General features: G+C 34.0%; 17 protein-coding genes and 1 riboswitch. Of the genes, 13 read left to right on the top strand and 4 right to left on the bottom strand.

From position 1 onward, the window contains the following. Nucleotides 1-41 precede the first annotated feature (41 nt). Nucleotides 42-144: riboswitch (purine riboswitch) on the bottom strand. A gap of 256 nt (nt 145-400) precedes the next feature. Together P3U32_RS12475 and P3U32_RS12480 are read left to right on the top strand one after the other, a co-directional pair. Continuing rightward, a complete protein-coding gene (locus P3U32_RS12475) occupies nt 401-3268 on the top strand; it encodes a general stress protein (protein ID WP_323703482.1) in 2868 nt (955 codons plus the stop codon). Nucleotides 3269-3554: 286 nt separating this feature from the next. After that, entirely contained in the window at nt 3555-4211 is a 657-nt protein-coding gene (locus tag P3U32_RS12480) for a GNAT family N-acetyltransferase (protein ID WP_323703483.1), read from the top strand. A gap of 86 nt (nt 4212-4297) precedes the next feature. Here P3U32_RS12480 and P3U32_RS12485 read toward each other — a convergent pair whose 3' ends face one another. Next, nucleotides 4298-5326 carry an NAD(P)H-dependent flavin oxidoreductase gene (locus tag P3U32_RS12485; protein WP_323703484.1) on the bottom strand — a complete coding sequence of 343 codons (1029 nt, stop codon included), beginning with the start codon at nt 5324-5326 and terminating at the stop codon, nt 4298-4300. A gap of 101 nt (nt 5327-5427) precedes the next feature. Here P3U32_RS12485 and P3U32_RS12490 point away from each other — a divergent pair, with 101 nt between their 5' ends. Together P3U32_RS12490 and P3U32_RS12495 are read left to right on the top strand one after the other, a co-directional pair. After that, on the top strand, nt 5428-6087 hold the full coding sequence (locus P3U32_RS12490; protein WP_323703485.1) for a nitroreductase family protein: 660 nt from the start codon (nt 5428-5430) through the stop codon (nt 6085-6087). A 179-nt stretch (nt 6088-6266) separates the two neighbouring features. Then, nucleotides 6267-7607 carry a sodium-dependent transporter gene (locus P3U32_RS12495; protein WP_323703486.1) on the top strand — a complete coding sequence of 447 codons (1341 nt, stop codon included), beginning with the start codon at nt 6267-6269 and terminating at the stop codon, nt 7605-7607. 57 nt (nt 7608-7664) lie between these two features. Here the strand turns inward: P3U32_RS12495 and P3U32_RS12500 are convergent, their stop codons facing one another. Beyond that, complete coding sequence (locus tag P3U32_RS12500) at nt 7665-9182, bottom strand: DASS family sodium-coupled anion symporter (RefSeq protein ID WP_323703487.1); 1518 nt, start codon at nt 9180-9182, stop codon at nt 7665-7667. 210 nt (nt 9183-9392) lie between these two features. Here P3U32_RS12500 and P3U32_RS12505 point away from each other — a divergent pair, with 210 nt between their 5' ends. The 4 genes from P3U32_RS12505 (at nt 9393) to P3U32_RS12520 (ending at nt 13567) form a co-directional block, all read left to right on the top strand. Further along, complete coding sequence (locus P3U32_RS12505; RefSeq protein ID WP_323703488.1) at nt 9393-10325, top strand: hypothetical protein; 933 nt, start codon at nt 9393-9395, stop codon at nt 10323-10325. 160 nt (nt 10326-10485) lie between these two features. Next, a complete protein-coding gene (locus P3U32_RS12510) occupies nt 10486-11307 on the top strand; it encodes a glycosyl transferase (protein WP_323703489.1) in 822 nt (273 codons plus the stop codon). A 542-nt stretch (nt 11308-11849) separates the two neighbouring features. Further along, nucleotides 11850-12752: a type I pantothenate kinase gene (gene coaA, locus P3U32_RS12515; protein WP_323703490.1), complete on the top strand. Its 903-nt coding sequence runs from the start codon at nt 11850-11852 to the stop codon at nt 12750-12752. A gap of 23 nt (nt 12753-12775) precedes the next feature. Beyond that, complete coding sequence (locus tag P3U32_RS12520) at nt 12776-13567, top strand: hypothetical protein (RefSeq protein WP_323703491.1); 792 nt, start codon at nt 12776-12778, stop codon at nt 13565-13567. Between the two features lie 103 nt (nt 13568-13670). Here P3U32_RS12520 and P3U32_RS12525 read toward each other — a convergent pair whose 3' ends face one another. Together P3U32_RS12525 and P3U32_RS12530 are read right to left on the bottom strand one after the other, a co-directional pair. Continuing rightward, a complete protein-coding gene (locus P3U32_RS12525) occupies nt 13671-13961 on the bottom strand; it encodes a hypothetical protein (RefSeq protein ID WP_323703492.1) in 291 nt (96 codons plus the stop codon). Nucleotides 13962-13980: 19 nt separating this feature from the next. Further along, nucleotides 13981-14373: a hypothetical protein gene (locus P3U32_RS12530; protein ID WP_323703493.1), complete on the bottom strand. Its 393-nt coding sequence runs from the start codon at nt 14371-14373 to the stop codon at nt 13981-13983. A gap of 205 nt (nt 14374-14578) precedes the next feature. Here P3U32_RS12530 and P3U32_RS12535 point away from each other — a divergent pair, with 205 nt between their 5' ends. Genes P3U32_RS12535 through P3U32_RS12555 form a run of 5 tightly spaced genes read left to right on the top strand, consistent with a single transcriptional unit; the run spans nt 14579 to nt 19332 of the window. Then, the gene (locus tag P3U32_RS12535) at nt 14579-15229 is read left to right on the top strand and encodes a DUF4176 domain-containing protein (RefSeq protein ID WP_323703494.1); all 651 of its coding nucleotides are present in this window, start codon (nt 14579-14581) and stop codon (nt 15227-15229) included. Continuing rightward, nucleotides 15219-15512: a hypothetical protein gene (locus tag P3U32_RS12540; RefSeq protein ID WP_323703495.1), complete on the top strand. Its 294-nt coding sequence runs from the start codon at nt 15219-15221 to the stop codon at nt 15510-15512. Before P3U32_RS12535 ends, P3U32_RS12540 begins: the two co-directional genes overlap by 11 nt. A 3-nt stretch (nt 15513-15515) precedes the next feature. Further along, nucleotides 15516-15746, top strand: a complete 231-nt coding sequence (locus tag P3U32_RS12545; protein ID WP_323703496.1) for a hypothetical protein — start codon at nt 15516-15518, stop codon at nt 15744-15746. An 11-nt stretch (nt 15747-15757) separates the two neighbouring features. Continuing rightward, nucleotides 15758-18331 carry a polymorphic toxin-type HINT domain-containing protein gene (locus P3U32_RS12550; protein ID WP_323703497.1) on the top strand — a complete coding sequence of 858 codons (2574 nt, stop codon included), beginning with the start codon at nt 15758-15760 and terminating at the stop codon, nt 18329-18331. Further along, nucleotides 18310-19332, top strand: a complete 1023-nt coding sequence (locus P3U32_RS12555) for an SMI1/KNR4 family protein (RefSeq protein ID WP_323703498.1) — start codon at nt 18310-18312, stop codon at nt 19330-19332. Before P3U32_RS12550 ends, P3U32_RS12555 begins: the two co-directional genes overlap by 22 nt. Nucleotides 19333-19337: the final 5 nt, after the last annotated feature.

The following is a 19337-nucleotide window of genomic DNA, read 5'->3' on the forward strand; positions in this document are numbered from 1 at the left end:
AAAAATAATATAAAACCACACCATTTTAGATAGTCTGATTCCAGTGTTATTCATTTACTCATAGTCGCGTCGTTTAAGGCAACGCGGTAGAAACTTCTAAAGCCATATTCTTCAGATTATATGAGTTTTTAGTAATAAATTATTCATTGATAATAACAAAATATCTGTCTTTTTACAATAGGCAAAACCTCATTATCTCGCTATTTACACGCCTTTTAAATAAACGGAATTATCCAAATAATTAGAAAGTTAAATAGAAAATTGTTTGACTCGTTCATACAAGGGTATTTGACAATTATATGAATTGAGATAAGTAACATTGATTTTAATTTTAAAATGCAACATGTTAATCACTCATCAACAGATTTTTACACATTACAAATTTATGGAGGTTTTTAGTATGGGTAAAATAGAAAAGTTTAATAACGAAAGTGATTTATTACAACGCATCGATCAATTAAAGCAAGAAGGTGCTGGCGAAAGTGATATGCAAGTTGTATCGAAAGATAAGCTTGATGATAACTCGTTAGACTATACTGACGTAAAAGTGAAGACCTCTAGAGGTTCATTTAGCGACAAGATTACTTCACTATTCTCAGGCGAAAGTGCCGAAGAAAGAGTACTGACAGGTTTAAGAGTACCAGAAGAACAATTAGATGGTTATAAAACAGCTTTAAATAACGGCGACATACTATTATATATTGATAACGACAACTTAGATGATACAAGTAACTATGATTCAGATCATCCTAAAGGTTCTCAATCAGGTAACGAACATTACGATAATACGAAACCATTATCTAACGACGAAAGTGAAAATAGTGAAAATAATGGTATTTCAAAAGGCGCAGCAGCGGGTGCTGGCGTAGGAGCTGCAGGTGTTGCAGGCGGTGCAGCGTTATCTGGATCTTCTAAAGATAATAACGAAGATAATGTAGACAAAGATGAATTTGATCAAAAAGATTCAACTAACGAATCTGTACAAGATGAAACAAATCGTTCATTTGACCGGGATGAAGACGTATCTAAAGACGATCTAACACAAGAAGATCAGGGAGCATCTTCATATCAAGACAATGAATCACCTGATTCAAATCGATATGGCAACAATTTAGATAATGAAACAGCAGCACACGATGATGTTGATGAATCTAACTTCGATAACAACGAACAACAATCCGCTTCAAATAACGATGAAGATCAAGTTGGTTCATATTCCAATGAGCGTGGCGATCAACCATCTGGTGTAACAGATGAAACAGAACGTTCAAGTAATCAGTTTGATGAAGAAACTGCTCCTCACGATGATGTTGATGACAGTAATCTTACTGATAAACCATCCTCTAGAGAGGATCAACAATCCGCTTCATATAACAATGAACAAGATGATAACCCACCATCTAATGCAGCCAATTTAGCAGGCGCTTCTGGACTTGGTGCTGCAGGTTTCGCTGCACAACAGTCTAACCGTCGCGATGAAGAAGAACCACGTAATCAAAAAGACGGACTTGATTCTGATTCATCGTCATCAGAATTCTCACAAGCAAATGAACAAGAACCGACAGAAGATAACCGTCGCGAATATTCAAGTGATAATGAGAAAGACTTGGAAGATTTAAATAATCGAGAATCAACAAATACTAGCCCACAATATCGTGATACAGACAATATTAAAGATGGCGAAGAGCTAACAAGAAATGATGAGTCATCATTTAATCGCGTTCAAGATGACAATGTAGAATCCGAACGTTCAACATCAAACTATAATCAACCTAATGAAAGTGTTGATGCACCAGAGTCTGATGTGTCCGAACAACGAGAATCTAATTTCTCATCAAGCCAACAAGAGCAAGATACAAATATTAATAAAACATATAACGATAATCCACAACGCTCAGAAACAAAACAAACATTTGATAGTACTGCGCAAGATAATGAACAAACAAACGATACAGAGTCAAATCAATTTGGTAATGAAGATCGTGTAACGAATAATGAAGAAGTTAATCCAAATAACGAAGCTACATTTAAAGGAAGTAATTTAGATGACGAGCAAGGCGCAGTTTCTTCCGATCAACAAGGCGGCTTCAATCGTACAGATCAACCTGATGATACAACATTTAAAGGAAGTAACTTAGACGAAGAACAAGACTTTAACTCTTCTGACAAACAAGATGGTTTCAATCGCTCTAACCAATCTGAAGATAATGAGTTTGGTGGCAGCACTAGAAATGAAGATGATGCCTTTAGCTCTTCTGAACAACAAAGTGGTTTCAACCGCTCTAATCAATCTGAAGATAACGAGTTTGGTGGTAACGCTCGAAACGAAGAGCAAGACTTTAACTCTTCTGACAAACAAGGTGGCTTCAACCGCTCTAATCAATCTGAAGATAATGAGTTTGGTGGCAGCACTAGAAATGAAGATGATGCCTTTAGCTCTTCTGAACAACAAAGTGGTTTCAACCGCTCTAATCAATCTGAAGATAACGAGTTTGGTGGTAACGCTCGAAACGAAGAGCAAGATTTTAACTCTTCTGACAAACAAGGTGGCTTCAACCGCTCTAATCAATCTGAAGATAATGAGTTTGGTGGCAGCACTAGAAATGAAGATGATGCCTTTAGCTCTTCTGAACAACAAAGTGGTTTCAACCGCTCTAATCAATCTGAAGATAACGAGTTTGGTGGTAACGCTCGAAACGAAGAGCAAGATTTTAACTCTTCTGACAAACAAGGTGGTTTCAACCGCTCTAGCCAATCTGAAGATAATGAATTCGGTGGTAATGCTCGAAACGAAGACGATGGCTTCAATTCTTCCGATAAACAAGGTGGTTTTAACCGCTCTAGTCAATCTGAAGATAATGAGTTCGGTGGCAGCACTAGAAATGAAGATGATGCCTTTAGCTCTTCTGAACAGCAAGGTGGCTTCAACCGCTCTAGTCAATCTGAAGATAATGAGTTCGGTGGCAGCACTCGAAACGAAGATGATGGCTTTAACTCTTCCGATAAACAAGGTGGTTTCAACCGCTCTAACCAATCTGAAGATAATGAGTTTGGCGACAACGTTCGTAATGAAGATGATGGCTTTAATTCTTCTGATAAACAAGGTGGCTTCAACCGCTCTAGCCAATCTGAAGATAATGAATTTGGTAGTCGTAATAGCGATGAAAACCAAGACTTCAATTCTTCAAATGAACAAAATGGTCAAAGTAATAAGCAAAGATCATTTATCGACAAATTACTTGGTAAAGATTCAAACAACGATAAATAAAGTAAACAAACAAGAGCCCGAGACATATCTAATATGTTTCGGGCTCTTCGTGCGTTCCATACTTAATCGCACGATATCTCAGCTCTATCCCCAACTCTTCGTGCGTTTCATACCTAATCGCACTATATCTCGACCAAATACACCAAAATACCAACGCTTCATCTGATTCAACAATTACTAATATTTTCTCTTCATCTATTTATATTGAACGACACACGATTATTCTGTTACAACTAATATCTTATGTTATAATATGAGAAAATATTGATTTGAGGGGTTCAATAATATGAAGTTTGAAGTAGTAACATCTATAGACGATCCATTATTTAAAAAAGCATTAGAAATGTATGAAGATATTTTCAAAGCTGAAATAAGAGAAGATCGTCATGTCTTTATTCACTCATTAACATCTGAATACATTAAAAAACATTATATTTTTATAGTCGGTTTAATCGATGATACAGTTGTGAGTTTATCTACCGGACATTATGAACCTACTACAAATTCAGCGTTTATTATTTACCTTATGACTCACCCAGACTATCGTAATCAACGTGTAGGTAGTCAAACATTGGAAAGCATTGAGCAAGAGTTACACAAACATGCTCAAGAGGTTCATGGTAGAGATGCTAATATGATCATGTTGGAATCTTTTGGTGAAGATACTTATGATAATGAAAAGCAAAAGGAAGAAGCGAATGTTCGTCATCATTTCTTTAATAGATATGGTTATGAAAAACAACAAAACATTCCTTATATTCAACCAAATCCTCAAAAGTCATTACCGCCAACACCAATTGATTTATATATAAAACAATACTTACCGCTTCAAAAAGATGTCATCTCTCCAAGCATCCGTTCATGTTATATAAATAAATATATACATGGCAATGAGAACGATAGAGAATTTGTATATGAATTATTAGATTCAATGGACTTATAGACTAGAACTAACATATAAACAAGAAAAGAGTCGCACGTCATTTTCAACATGACGTGCGACTCTTTTTTTATCATTTATAATCTTTTTTAATAACGTTGCATCAATTCAGCTACTGTTTCATCTCTCGCACCTTCTGGATGTGTACCACACCATAAACTCATAAAATCTGGATTCTGTGCTTTTTTAGCCTTACCTCTTAATGGTTGAGTTAATATATTTTGAATTGGATACGCACAAACCTTATCTTTAAACTGACCTACATAATCTATAAATTCATTTTTTATTCCATTTGCATATCGACCACTAAATGTATTTGTGAAAATGATATCATCAGACTTCGCTTTTAATATCAACGATTTATGAACATCCGGCGTACCACTTTCAACTGTCGTTAAAAATGCAGTCCCAAGTTGTACGGCTGTTGCCCCTTGTTCAATGTAATCTTTAGCTTGTTCAGGTGTCGTAATGCCTCCTGCAACTATCAGCGGCACACTTACCTTACTATATACTTCCTTAAATAACTCATCTAAAGTCAGTCTTTCCTTAGGTAGTGATTGTTCAAAAGAACCACTATGACCACCCGCTTCACACCCTTGTAATACAATTGCATCGACGCCCACGGATTCAAGTTCACGTACTTCATCTATATTTGTTCCAGTACCGACAACTGTAATATGATGCTTATGCAATCGTTGAACGAGTTCTTGAGTCGGCTTTCCAAATGTAAAACTCACTACTTCGACATCTTTGTTAATAACAACTTCTATCATTTGATCAAATATATCATCAATGCGCACTTCATTAACTGAATTACAATCTAATTTCTCATTAATGGGTTCCAGAATCTGATTCATTTGATCTATCTCTTCTTGTTTAACTTCAGGATGCTCGGGAATAAACAAATTGACGCCAAATGGTTTCTCAGTCAACGTTCTAATTTCATCTATATCTCTAGCAAGTGATTCAGGCGTCATATATCCTGCACCAATTTGTCCAAACCCACCTTCATTACACACAGATGCAACTAATTGAGGTGTTGTAACACCACCAGCCATACCTGCTAAAAAGATTGGTTTCTTCAATTGTAGTTGTGACAACAACGTATTCGCTTCCATTGATAAAACCCCCATAAAATTTTTAATTGCGTGAGCTAATTGTTTTATTTTTTTTACTTATCGGTGCATTATAATATCATCATACTAAAAGGAGAAATAAAATGACACAATCTAACTTATCTTTAACAGAACTTATTAATAAAAGAAAATCAGTTAAAGAATTCGATCCTAACTTTAAAATACCTAGAGAAGAAATAACAGAAATGATAGAACTAGCTACTAAAGCACCTTCTTCAATCAACTTGCAACCTTGGCGTTTCGTTGTTATTGATTCAGAAGAAACAAAACAAAAATTAGACGGCCTTGTTCAATTCAACCAAAGACAATTACACTCATCTAGTGCAATGATTCTTTTACTTGCTGACTTAAAACACGCTGATTACGTAAGTGATATTTATGAGAAAAACGTTGAACTTGGATATATGGATGAAAACTCTAAAAATTACTTCGTTGAATCTATCTCTAACTTAATTAGTAGTGCAGATGATTCTTACTTTGCTACTCAAGGATTAATGGACGTTAACCTTGCATCTATGCAATTAATGCTTATTGCCACTGACCGTGGATATGATTCAAACCCAATTGGTGGTTTCGACAAAACAGCTTTATTAGAAGCTTTAAATATAGATACTTCTAGATACGTACCGGCACACTTACTTGCCATTGGTAAAGGGGTTAAACCACCTCATGATTCAAGTAGACTACCTGTTGAAAGAATCGTCGCATGGAATGACGAAAGTGAAGGCACTATCGGCGAATAATTAAGCCACTTTAATCTAAGATGTGCAAGAATATGCTGGGACATAATGTAATGTCTCAGCATATTTTTTATATTGCAATCATCATCAAAATCGTGTAAAATTCAATTCTGCACGTATATTTTTTTGCTTGAAAGCTTTACCGCTTTAAAGTATTTATTTATTGAGAGAAGGAATTAACAATGAAGAATTTTTCACAATGGTCATCAAATATAGGCTTTGTACTAGCAAGTGCAGGATCAGCAATTGGTCTTGGCGCAGTATGGAAATTTCCATATATGGCAGGCACTTATGGTGGTGGCGCATTTTTATTAATATTTATAATTTTTACACTGCTCGTTGGCTTACCGCTACTGTTAAGTGAATTTATTCTAGGGCGATACGGAAGAACTTATTCAACAAATATTTTCAAGAAAGTATCTGGTCGCTCATCATTTAACTTAATAGGTTGGTTAGGAAATATTACCGTGTTCGTATTATTTTCATTCTATAGTGTGATTGGCGGATGGATTATCCTATACATTATTCGTACAATATTAGACACGTTTGGATTAACGCACTCACATGAATATGGAAATATCTTTACAGACTATATTTCAAACCCGTTCTATTCTTTAGCAGGTCAATTTGCATTTATTCTCTTTACTGTTGTCATTGTAAGTAAAGGCGTTGAAAAAGGAATCGAAAAAGCATCAAAAGTAATGATGCCGTTATTATTTATTTCGTTTGTTATCATTATTATTCGTTCTGTCACTTTAGATGGTGCATTTGAAGGTATACAATACTTTCTACAACCTAAAGTATCTGATTTAAGTTCTGAAGGTATTCTCTACGCATTGGGACAATCCTTCTTCGCTTTATCGTTAGGTACATGTGGCATGATGACATATGCTTCTTACTTAAATCGTGACACAAATGTTGTTAAAAGTGCTAATGCAATCGTTTGGATGAACATCGCTGTTTCAGTAGCTGCAGGTCTTGCAATTTTCCCAGCTATCTTTGCATTCCATTTAGAACCAAACCAAGGTCCAGGACTATTATTCATTATCCTGCCTCAAGTATTTGATCAAATGTTTCTTGGCCAATTATTCTATTTACTGTTCTTGATATTATTCTTATTTGCAGCCATTACATCTTCAATCTCATTGTTGGAATTAAATATCTCTAACATTACAAAGAATAATAACGATAACAGAAAAAAATGGTCGTATATCATCGGTGGTTTAGTATTTGTATTTGGTATCCCTTCAGCTTTATCTAATGGCGTACTTCAACACTTCACGTTTGGTGTAGGAACGTTCTTTGATAATATGGATTACTTAGTCGCAAATATCTTAATGCCTATTGGTGCATTAGGTGTAACCATCTTTGTCGGACATATATTCAATAAAGAAACAATTATGAATGAGCTCAATATGGGCGATACTAAAGCGGGTCGTACCTTCGTGAATGTTTGGTATTTCTTAGTTAAATTTGTATTACCTATCATTATTATCGCTGTATTTATCGGTCAGCTTTTATAAAAGCAAACAGGTCACATCGTTAGGAAATCCTCCTAATAATGTGACCTGTTTTTTTATTTATATGAGACCTATCCATTTCCAATAAGTCATGCTCATTAAAATGAGTAACAAATAACCAATAATTGTGATTGGAACCCCTGTTTTAAGGAAGTCCTTAACTGTAAATGTTTCTGTACCGTATGCCAACATATTCTGTGGTGAACTGACTGGCAACATAAAACCAAAACTAATAACAAACTGTTGAATTAATACAAACCCAATTGCTTGATCGCCTAAATTTAATGTTTGTGTTAATGCAATAAATACAGGTATAAGTGCTGAAGATAAGCTTGTCGCACTCGCAAATCCCAAATGTATAAGAATATTGAATATCGAAATCAAAGCAATCGTTGCGATTAATGGCATATGATTTAATCCCATTAATCCAAATGTCTTATCACTTAACCATTGTGCGGCAGATGTTTCTAGTAATACAGTCCCTAATGAGATACCAATACCAAATACAATAACTGTACCCCATGGTATTTTCTTTTCAACATCTTCCCAACTGAACACACCAATTTTAGGCGTTAACATAATTGCTAAAGCGATAATCGTAATTGATGAAGAGTCGATTGGATGTAATACTTTTTCAGTTGACCAGAATAATAATAACGTGACAGATATTACGATCAATCTCCACTCTCTAGCAGAAATCGGTCCTAACTCTTTCAACTGAGCTTTAACTAATTCCGTACCACCTTCAATTTCTTTCTCTTCAGGTTTAATAATATTAACCATGATGAAATACAATACAACCGACATAATAATAGACCAGGGTGCTGCATAAATGAACCATTCACCCCAGGAAATATCTTGACCCATTGACTTGTTTATAAAGCCAATCGCAACCACGTTTTGAGCGGCGGCCGTCTTTAAACCGATATTCCATATTGAAACAGCGTGAACAGCAGTAATAATAAGTAAAGCTGCTAATTTACTATTTTTAGAAGTATTAAATGCTGCAATCATCCCTAACAAAATAGGTACAACTGCACCTGCTCTTGCAGTCGCTGAAGGAACAAAGAATGCTAATATAATCGAAACAATAATTGCCCCAATAACAATTCTGTTTGTTTTATTTCCAACAATAGAAAGTACTTGCAAAGCTAAACGCTTATGTAAATTCGTCACTTGCATTGCAGTTGCTAGGAATAACGCCGCTGCTACAAGTGCAACTGCCGATCCAGAAAATCCACTCAACGCCATTTTCAATGCGTTAGACGTACCGAGTATCGCATCACCTTCGATTGGCTTACCATTTAATACTGGATTACCTAGAGCTTCACCTAAATTTTGAACTGGACTAAAGCCAATGAGTAACACAATCAATCCGACAATCATCACTGCCGATATAGGATAACTGACTGCTTCTGTCACCCACATAACAACTGCAAAAGCTAGTATTGCTAAAGCACATTTCGCCATTACTGGTAAATCATTTGGTGTAGGTAATAATAATATACCGATTAACACCACAAAACTAACTAAAATCCAAATTGGTTTAAACGCTTTCATCTCTTTGTCATTTGCCATTTAGAACAACCCCAATTTTATTATTTATTATTCTAATTTCCTAAATAATAACATATTTCTTTTTTGGATATAATACTTTTCACAATTAATTCATTAATTCCTTGAACTTTCATATAAATACATGTAAAGTATTAAGGGAAGTGTGACGGTTGTCTGCCGATAGACAACCCTACCTATTAAATTACTGTCAAATAAAGGATGATGAATCGTATGTTAACTAAAGAATTCTCAGCTAAGGTCGGTCTTAGTGAAAAGCAAGTCAGAAAAATCGTTCAACACTTAGAAGATAGAGGTTATCAACTTTCTAAGACAGAATACCGCGGTCGCGAAGCAACTGATTTCCAAGATGAAGATATCGAATTGTTCCAAGAAATCGCTGAAAAAGTTAAAGAAACAAATAGTTATGATCAAGCATTTGAAACACTTGAACAAGAAAAAGACTTCTTACAAGTACTCGTTAAAGACGAAGCTTCACATCAATCACCTGAACTTCAACAATTAATCGAAGAACTAAGATTAGAAGTTCAACATATGCGTAGAGAAAGACAAATGTTAGGCGAAATGCTACAACAAGTACATATTCAACAACAGAAATTAGAACAAACACTAGCATTACAAGCACCTCAACAACAAGAAGCAAACGTTCAATCCACAGATACATCAGCAACATCTACTGATAACAAAGAAGATGTAACAGCAGTAAACAGTCAACCAGACAATACGTCTAAAGCACAAGCGACAACAGCTACTGCTACTACTACAGAAGTAGAAAAAGAAGATGCAACAAATACAGCATCTGAAACTAAAGTAACTGAAGAGAAGCCAGCAGAAGAGAAATCTGTTACAGCTAAAGAAGATACAACTTCAGAAATTAAACCTGAAACAGCAGTTGAGGAAAAAACTGAAGAGAAAGCTGAAGAAACAACTACTGATCAATCAACAGTAGATACAGCAACTACTGAAACACCTGCTTCTACTACTGAGACGACTACTACGACAACAGAAGACAAAGAAACAGCAGATAGCATCACGAAAGAAGAAACAGTTGATACAACTTCTACAGATGCTCAATCAGAAACAACTGAATCATCTGAAGAAGAACCAAAGAAAAAAGGATTCTTCCAAAGATTGTTTAATATTTAATTTATAGGAACACGCACTCAAATATCAATTTGAGTGCGTGTTTTGTTAAGATTTTGTAAATTTCCACTTTATAATTGTTAAATGGTTCTATACTTTGCTATATTGAATTCTATATTCAGTAGACCGTATATACATAAACAATTAGGAGTGTTTCATCAATATGGAAACATTAAATTATGAAAATATTAATAAAAAAACGATATGGAAATATAATCACGAAGTCGTCAAAATCATCAAAGATGACTTAGATATTTACATTAAATTAAATCTTAAGCCAGACAATGATAAGCTCGTAGTTTGTTCAAATGGCGCCGTTAATCTTTCAAAAAGCAAACCACCTGTCTTTATGAGAAGTAAATGGCATGAAGAATTCAATGCAAACTGCATTTACATTGATGATAGAACCATTCATCATAAAAACTTAAGACTAGGTTGGGGCGTTGGTACAAAAGAGCGTCATTTCCTTAAAGATTATTCAGAAATTATACAAAGCATTGCCAATCAATTGAGTATAGAATCAAACAATACTGTATACCTCGGCTCATCAGCAGGCGGCTATATGTCTATGTATCTTGCAACACTGCATAAAGGTACAACTGCTATCGTAAATAATCCACAATGTTATGTAGATCGTTATGATAAGATAAATGTAGAAAAGCTATACAATAAGATTTTTCCTGAATATACACGAGATGAAATCAAGAAAAAGTTTGCTGTCAGATTATCTATTACAAGTTTGTTTAGAATTCAAAAACATGTTCCAAAAATTTATTATATACAGAACAGATTATGTCACAATGATATGGACAGACATTATAATCCATTCTGTAGTTTCCTTGATAAATATAATATCAACAGTTCTAATATTACGTTCATACTTTATAACAATAAAGAAGGTGGACATAATCCAATATCAAAAGAAGCAACCATATCAATTACTAATCAAGTATTGGCTAACGAATTCACATTATCTCAATTTTAAAAAAAGCGACATGAACATCACCAAATGTTCATGTCGCTTTTTCGTTAGCCAAACTATTTTTAATAGGAAAGCCTCGCTAACGAGATTGTTTTTACTTTCTATCTCGTTAGGTTTTCTAACGGGATTGTTTCTCAGAACTATCTCGTTAGCGCCTCGTTTTCTCACTTTTTGTAGTAAATCTGGGATTTTGTGTGCTCCATTTATCCGCTAACGAGATTGTTTTTACTTTCTATCTCGTTAGATTTTCTAACAGGATTGTTTCTCAGAACTATCTCGTTAGCGCCTCGTTTTCTCACTTTTTGTAGTAAATCCGGGATTTTGTGTGCTCCATTTACCCGCTAACGTGATTGTTTTTACTTTCTATCTCGTTAGGTTTTTTAACGGGATTGTTTCTTAGAACTATCTCGTTAGCCATAATTCTCTCTTCAAACCTATTAATATCAATTTCATCAAAATAAATAAAGCACTTTCATTAACTTTTGTGTTAACCTATACGAGTAGTTCTAAAAATCGATAAAACTTTTACAGTAAAGGATCACATTATGAAATTTACAAAAGAAGAATGGCGTAACACAAATTTTAAATTAGATATGGATATTAGTCATTTAAACTTAGATGAAATTATTAGTTTAAATGATAACTTAACAAATTCTGAAATTCACGAAATATACTTACCGCTTATTAACTTTTTAACAACTAAAGTTAAATTCCATAAAGAATACTCTAAAAATATTAATAATCAACTACTCAATAAAAATAACACCCCACCGTTTATTATAGGTATTTCAGGTGGCGTTTCTGTCGGTAAGAGTACTGTTTCAAGACTCCTCTTACAATTACTACAGGAATACAACGCTCAATGGAAAGTTGATTTAATCACTACTGATGGTTATATCATGCCAAAGCAGGAGCTCATTGATAAAGATTTATTATCTAAAAAAGGCTTCCCAGAAAGTTATGATACTAAAACACTTCTCCATCATTTAAAACAAATTAAAAACAATGAACCTAATATACAAACTTACACATACTCACACATTACATATGATAGACTCAAAGATCAGTTCCACAACATCGACAGTCCGGATATTCTTATCATAGAAGGTGTGAATATATTCCAAGTAAGCCCGCACGAAGAAGAATTAGTAAGTGACTACATCGACTATAAAATTTATTTAGATTCAACAATAGAAAATATGAAAAAATGGTATCTTAACCGCTTCTTACTTTTACAAGAAGAAGCCTTCCAGAAGCCTGACTCACACTTCTACAAATATCGTGATATTCCTAAAGAAGAAGCCATCACTATCGCCAAAGACCTCTGGGATAATATCAATGAAGTAAACTTAATTAAGAACATCCTGCCTACTAAAAACAGAGCTGATTTGGTCCTTTATAAAAATCACAACCATGTTATAGAGCAGCTGAAATTTAATAAATTTTAAATATAATTATTTGAGGTGATTTGTTGAAAATCTATCCTTCTCAATCAATATATGAATATTGGATTAATAACTATTTTAGGGACTTCGATTTATTCTTTGTTAATGAAATATTATTTGTAGATAAAACTGTTAGTATTATTTCTAAAAATATATTCAAGACGTCCGAGGCATTTAATATAAACATAAATAACCTTTATGAATTTTGGAATTTAGACGAATATCATTATGTAATACAATCACCACCAGGGTGGTTAGAAAATCAAAATAATGAAGTTCAAACATATATATTAAAAGAACAACGCAGAACCAATAATCCACTATACAAGAACGATAAACTGATTACCTTAAATGCTTGGCAAACGTTAAGTAGAGAGCAAAAAATACAATTCTTTAAAGAACGTATTGATGAATATCAAGACAACATTACTTCTCAACACAATAAAGCAACACTACCGGATTACTTACAATCTGTTATCAATGAGTTCCCCTATCATCAAGGAGCCAACTGTCTCTCACTAGTTATTTTTTCATTAACAAGAGATAAAGATATGTTGAATCAATGGATTAAAGGTGAGTCATTTTTAAATACTATTATGGGTTTAGGCTATACTGAATCCCCTGGACCAAGTCGTAAAGGAGATATTATATTCTTCACACATAATGATTCGATAGTACATGCTACTTATCAAATTGATACTCATTTATTTATAAACAAAAATGGACAAACCATCTTCAACCCTTATAAATTAATAACTCATAAGGAACTTGAAAATAGTTGGGGATCATTTAAAAAACATATTTATCGTCAAACCTAAAACCCTCTTTAGCCTTGTGCTAAAGAGGGTTTTAGTAGTCTGGTAGTCTAAATAATCACACGTCTATGTTTATTTCCTGCACATATACAGCAAGCACTATCTATTACTTCACCTTAACTTTCAAATACGTATTCGCATTCTTTTGAAATTCATAATCTACTTCTATTTCTTCTGTAGTACATCCGCGTTCGTTTAAATATGCGATTACTTTATCTAATGCTTTATATCGTTTCCCTTCCATATCTACAAGTGGGAATATCCGTAACTCTTCTTTAGTTACTCTTAACATTTCTTCTATTGTTTCTATATGGAAGTCATAGTCAAATGTATCTGAATATAAAAATAAAAAGTGTGCTGATAATAATATATCAAATCTATCATCTTCATATGGCAATTTCGGTAATTCTACCGCTTCATATTTGTCTGGTTCTCTCCATATCTGCTACACATGTATTTAATGCTTCTAAACGGTATTGTTTTAAGTTTTCTATATCTTTAAAGTAATTCCACTGATAATTCGATGCTGCGTTTTTCATTTTTTCAACCATGTGCGTCACATCGTCTTTTCCTTTTTCATACAATGCTTCTTGTTCAAAGTAATATGCGATATCACATGCTTCTACTTCTATTCCTTTTTGTTTCGCTGTTGCAGCAAATGAACATGCACCGGCTGGACAATCTAAAATTTTCTTATTCTTTAATTCTTCTACTCTTAAATTAAACATACTCAAGTATTCTTCATATGTCCGTCCGATAAATATAATGCGATCAATACTTAATTTTGTGTCGTGATTTTTATTAGTCATACAATCCTCCTACGCATTCAAGTTGTCCCTATGGTAACATAGATTTTGTGCTGTTTTTTATTTGTATACAAAAAACTACTTTAACAAGTATGCGAACTCAGAATAATTGTGTATAATTTACATATAAGATAATTTTTAGAAATCGCTTTCACATATACATATCTTATTTAAATCATTCAATACCATCAAAGGAGTGACTATTTTAGTGGAAGAAAAAGTTACAGATATATTATACAACACATTAAAATCTTCAATAAAAAATGACGAAATGTTACATGCTTTAGAAGAACAATTACTACAATTCTTACATACATATACAGTAGACGTTGAACAGCTTCTTATGTTGAAGGTAGCCATCTTGAAAGATGAATCTTTCGAAGTGATGTATGGCTTAGGTGAAACATTAATACAATATGAACAATCAGAACTCAAATTACGGGACGTAGAAGTTTCTTTACAACGTGAGCAAGGGCTTCGATGGATTAGTATGCTTATCGACATTTTTATCGATTACTTTCCAATCGGTACAGTGATTAAAATACCTGATGAGCTTATTGATATGTATGAACTTCCTCACGACACGCTTTTAATGATTATGCAGAGATTAAGACCGATCCCTGACACAGATTACTATGCACCTTATATTGCAACGATTTACCCAGAGAACTTTACTGTGTCGTCTGAACTATTTTTATTAAATGACATCATGATTGAGCAAGTGGTTCATCGTGGTTATGAAAATGAACAAGACCGATTAAAAGTAGCCGAACTCAAAGCACATTGCATTCAAGAACTAGGTTTGAAAAGCTTCGATGCTATTCCTCGTATTGAAAGGATGATGACAAATGGAAATTAAAATAGAAACCGCTCGTGTACAGGATGCGGTTACTCAATTTAATGATGCACATGAGCAATTTATATCTGAACAAAAACAATTCGCTGATGCTTTTGAATCTTTTGGAAATCAGAAAACGGATTTTATCAATAAATATAAAGAAGTCATTCAGCGTATAAATGAAAAATCTGAAGTAGATGCTAATAAAAAAGTGAAAACCATGATTGAGAAAGGACAAACCTATGTTTCTAAATCAACTGAATTAGACATTAAATTAGGCGAGTCCATTAAAGGAGGCAATTAAGACATGCCATTACCTGATAGCTTAAGTACTAAAACAGTTTGTGATACCCATGTGAACACTTGGAAAGAGAGTTTAGAACAATTGAAAGAAGATATTACTAAAAACTTTAATCAAATGGATTTTGAGAATGCAAAACAACGCGACGAAATGAAGTCTATCATTTTAAAAATGACAGGAAAGATTGATCATTTAATTGATGAAATAAATCAAACTCATTTTGAAGTATTGGATTAAGGAGGCGTGAAATGGCTACATGGCGATTGATAATCAATTACAACGACTTAAAAGAAAAAAGCAACGCGATTCATGCTTATAAAAAAGCCGCAATCAATTTAAAAAATGAAAATAAACAATTTAGATCAGCTATTGAAACACATTCATCAGGAAAAGCATCCACTGCATTACTAAATAGCATTAGTCGAAGTTCAAAACAATTAGACACACTCATCGATGAGCTTGATAAAGCAGAAACGACACTCAAAAATTATATCGAAGGCATGCAACAATACATACAAGCAAATAGCGATGCTTCTGACACACTTGTAGATAGAGCAGATATTTATTGGAATTTAGATCAAATACAAACTTGCATCATAAGCACTAAATCACCAATATCTATAGATTCCGATCCACCTATGGAAGTATGTATTTTCGATAAAAAATCAGAAAAAACGCGTAAAAAAGCCGCATCATTAAGAAATCAATCACGATATCGAGATTTACATAGTACGATTGAAAGTGGCTTGAGAAGTATCAATAGTTTATACGATGAGTTAGATGAAATATATACCAACAATGTGAAAGCATTTGAACAAGAAGATGATACGCATCATAGTAACGGAGAAATAATCTTAACATCGTTTGAAACTCCGAGAGAAACAGAAGCTAGATATGATGAATATTATTTAAACGCTTTAAAATCCTTTGGTAAGGGTGCATGGGACGCCACGAAAGATACAGCACTTTCAGTTGGCTCCTTTGCTTATGATTTATACTTGACGCTACCGCTATTAAATCTTACAGCATCGGGTAAAGATGCTACTAAGCGAATGGAAGATCGATTTAAAACGGTAGGTAAAACCTTCAAAATATTATCTGATGATCCTGAAGGCGCGATTACCGGCTTAGTAGAACAAAGTTATCAACGCGCAGATAAAAATGGATGGTCTTATTCATTAGGTACCCTTGTGCCAGATGTAGCTTTAACTGCCGTTTCCGGCGGCGCAGGTGGTGCAAGTAAAGTAGGAAAAGGTACTATATCTTTATCCAAGGTTGATAAGGTAAGCATCAAAAAAGGCACGTCAGCACCTATTAAACATCAATCAAAACATGTAACTGCTCATAAAGATGCACACGTTAATCATAAGGGTCCAAATAAAGTTCATACACCATCAAAGAATACTAAACCGACATATACGGGTCATTCAACGTTGAAACAAACGCAACAGCAACCACATTTCAATCGCAACACGCCGGTGAGTAACTTTGGTAGTAAGCCTACACTCGTCGATGGACAACGTCCTGTGCAATATAAATCAGCGGGTAAACCAACAACACCATTAGACCATAGCCGTGTTAAAACAATGGCAATCAGTGAACGTAAATTTGCATCACAACATCCAACACACCTTAACAACCTGATTGATAATATGTCATTAGGTAATAATAAAATGTTTAAAGGCGTTGAATTCACTAAAAAAATTGGCCAATGGATTCACGTGAAACTTGTAAATTCACCTGTCTTTAGAATTAAAGAATCAAGGCTATATCAACGACTAAAGACTAAACTCAATGATGCACAAGCGAAATTATGTATAAATAATTTCATTACGAATTGTTTTGTTGCTGGTACAACTGTACATACTAAAAATGGATTAAAAAGAATCGAACATATACAAATTGGCGATGAAGTATTATCACGAAATATGGAGACAGGTCGAGTAAGTTATGAACCTGTTGTTACGTTACATCAGAAAGAGACAGACACACTCACTTCTGTTATAGTAACAGACGCAGAAGGTCATACAGAAACACTCAGCAGTACACCAGAGCATTTGTACTATGTAGAACAGCAAGGTTGGATAGAAGCACAGTCACTGAAGCATGATGACATCTTAGTAACACCGACAACAACGTTAACAGTGCAATCCGTAACACACTATAAAGAACAGCAATATGTCTATAACTTTGAAGTAAGAGATGCACATACCTACTACGTTGGACAATACGGTATACTCGTTCATAACGACTGTGGTTATCGTGTTGTTACAAAAAGTAAAGATGGTATTCAAATTAAACCATTTGGATTCAACAACTTAGATGAATACTTAGAACGATCAAAAGTAGACTCAGACTTCTTAAAAACACAAGGTTATCAGTCATATAAAGAAGTCGAACAAGTTACAAAAAATCTACATCGCTACTTTGAAGTAAAACCAAAACCAAGGCTCATCAATCAACGCTATGCAGGACAAGTACATCCAAACGGTGCAAGATTCAATGCAATAGGCTTTCCAGTCTTCGAACCACCACATAAAGTAGCAACTGTGCAATTAGATCCATCGTTGTATGTGGCAACAGGTGGAAAACAGATGAGAGAAGCGAGTATGGAGTTATTTGAAAATTTGGATGCAAATCCCGAAATATATAAGCTCTTTTCAGATACGGAAATTTCAAATTTATCAGAAGGCATATGGCCAAATAGATTTAGTTGGCATCATCACGAAGTATCTGGTCGAATGGAATTAGTTGACTATAAATTCCATAAAGAAAATAAACACACAGGAGGCGTCGCAATATGGGGAGAAAACAAACGTTAGATTTTAATAATAAAGAATTTTGGTCTGAAGAAGAAAAGTTAAATGATGAACAGTTAATACATGAATTTGAAAAAAAAATAGGTCATCGATTTCCTGAATCATTTATTCAATTCACAAAAGAATTTCATAATGGTAGTACTAAAAAAGCTGAGTTCTATGTGAACGAAGACATGAGTCCAGAAATAAGATTTATGCTTTCGTTCAACAAAGAAACGGAATACTTTAATATTTGGAAAGGTAGTTATTATGGTCTGATTGACTTCGATCCATATGTTGTCATAGCAGAAGATATTGCTGGAAATCTTATCGCGCTTGATTACTCCAAATCTGAAACAGAACCTAGTGTCGTATTCGTTGATCACGAATTATTAGGGCTGATTTTCTTAGAAGAAGACAGAGAATATTCGGATGAAGAAATCGAAGCGATGGAGGCATCTGAACGCTTAAAAGACTTCCCTTGGGCAATATTCCCTGTCGCTGACAGTTTCTTAGACTTCCTAAATGGGTTAGATGGTGAAAATCCTCCTGAGGAAGGAGAATGGTTTGTGGATAGTGACGAAAATATTAATGAAATAAACAAATCTATTATAGATAATGTTGAAAGAGAATACAGTATACAATTCCCTCAAACTTATAAAAACTTAATCATTCAATACAACGGAAAAAGAATAGAACATAATCCCATTTCAAACAATGAAGAATTTCAATTTTTAAGATTTTATTCTTTAGATAAAAAATACAGATTTAATATCCCAAAATTATTTGATAAAAAAGTTGATGGGTATTGGGAAGATATCATTCCTTTTGGTATAGGATTGGGTGGAACATACGCCTTTGATTATTCTAAAAATCAAGTTGAACCAGCTATTATAAGTATGCCTTATAAACAAGCTGCTTTTTGTGAAAACTCCATTATGGAAAAATATGACACTTATATCAAACATGCTGATAGTTTCGAAGAATTTTGTCACAAAATGAAATACCCACCTACCCTTGATTAATTTTT

The organism is Mammaliicoccus sp. Dog046, assembly GCF_034039665.1.
Taxonomy (GTDB): domain Bacteria; phylum Bacillota; class Bacilli; order Staphylococcales; family Staphylococcaceae; genus Mammaliicoccus.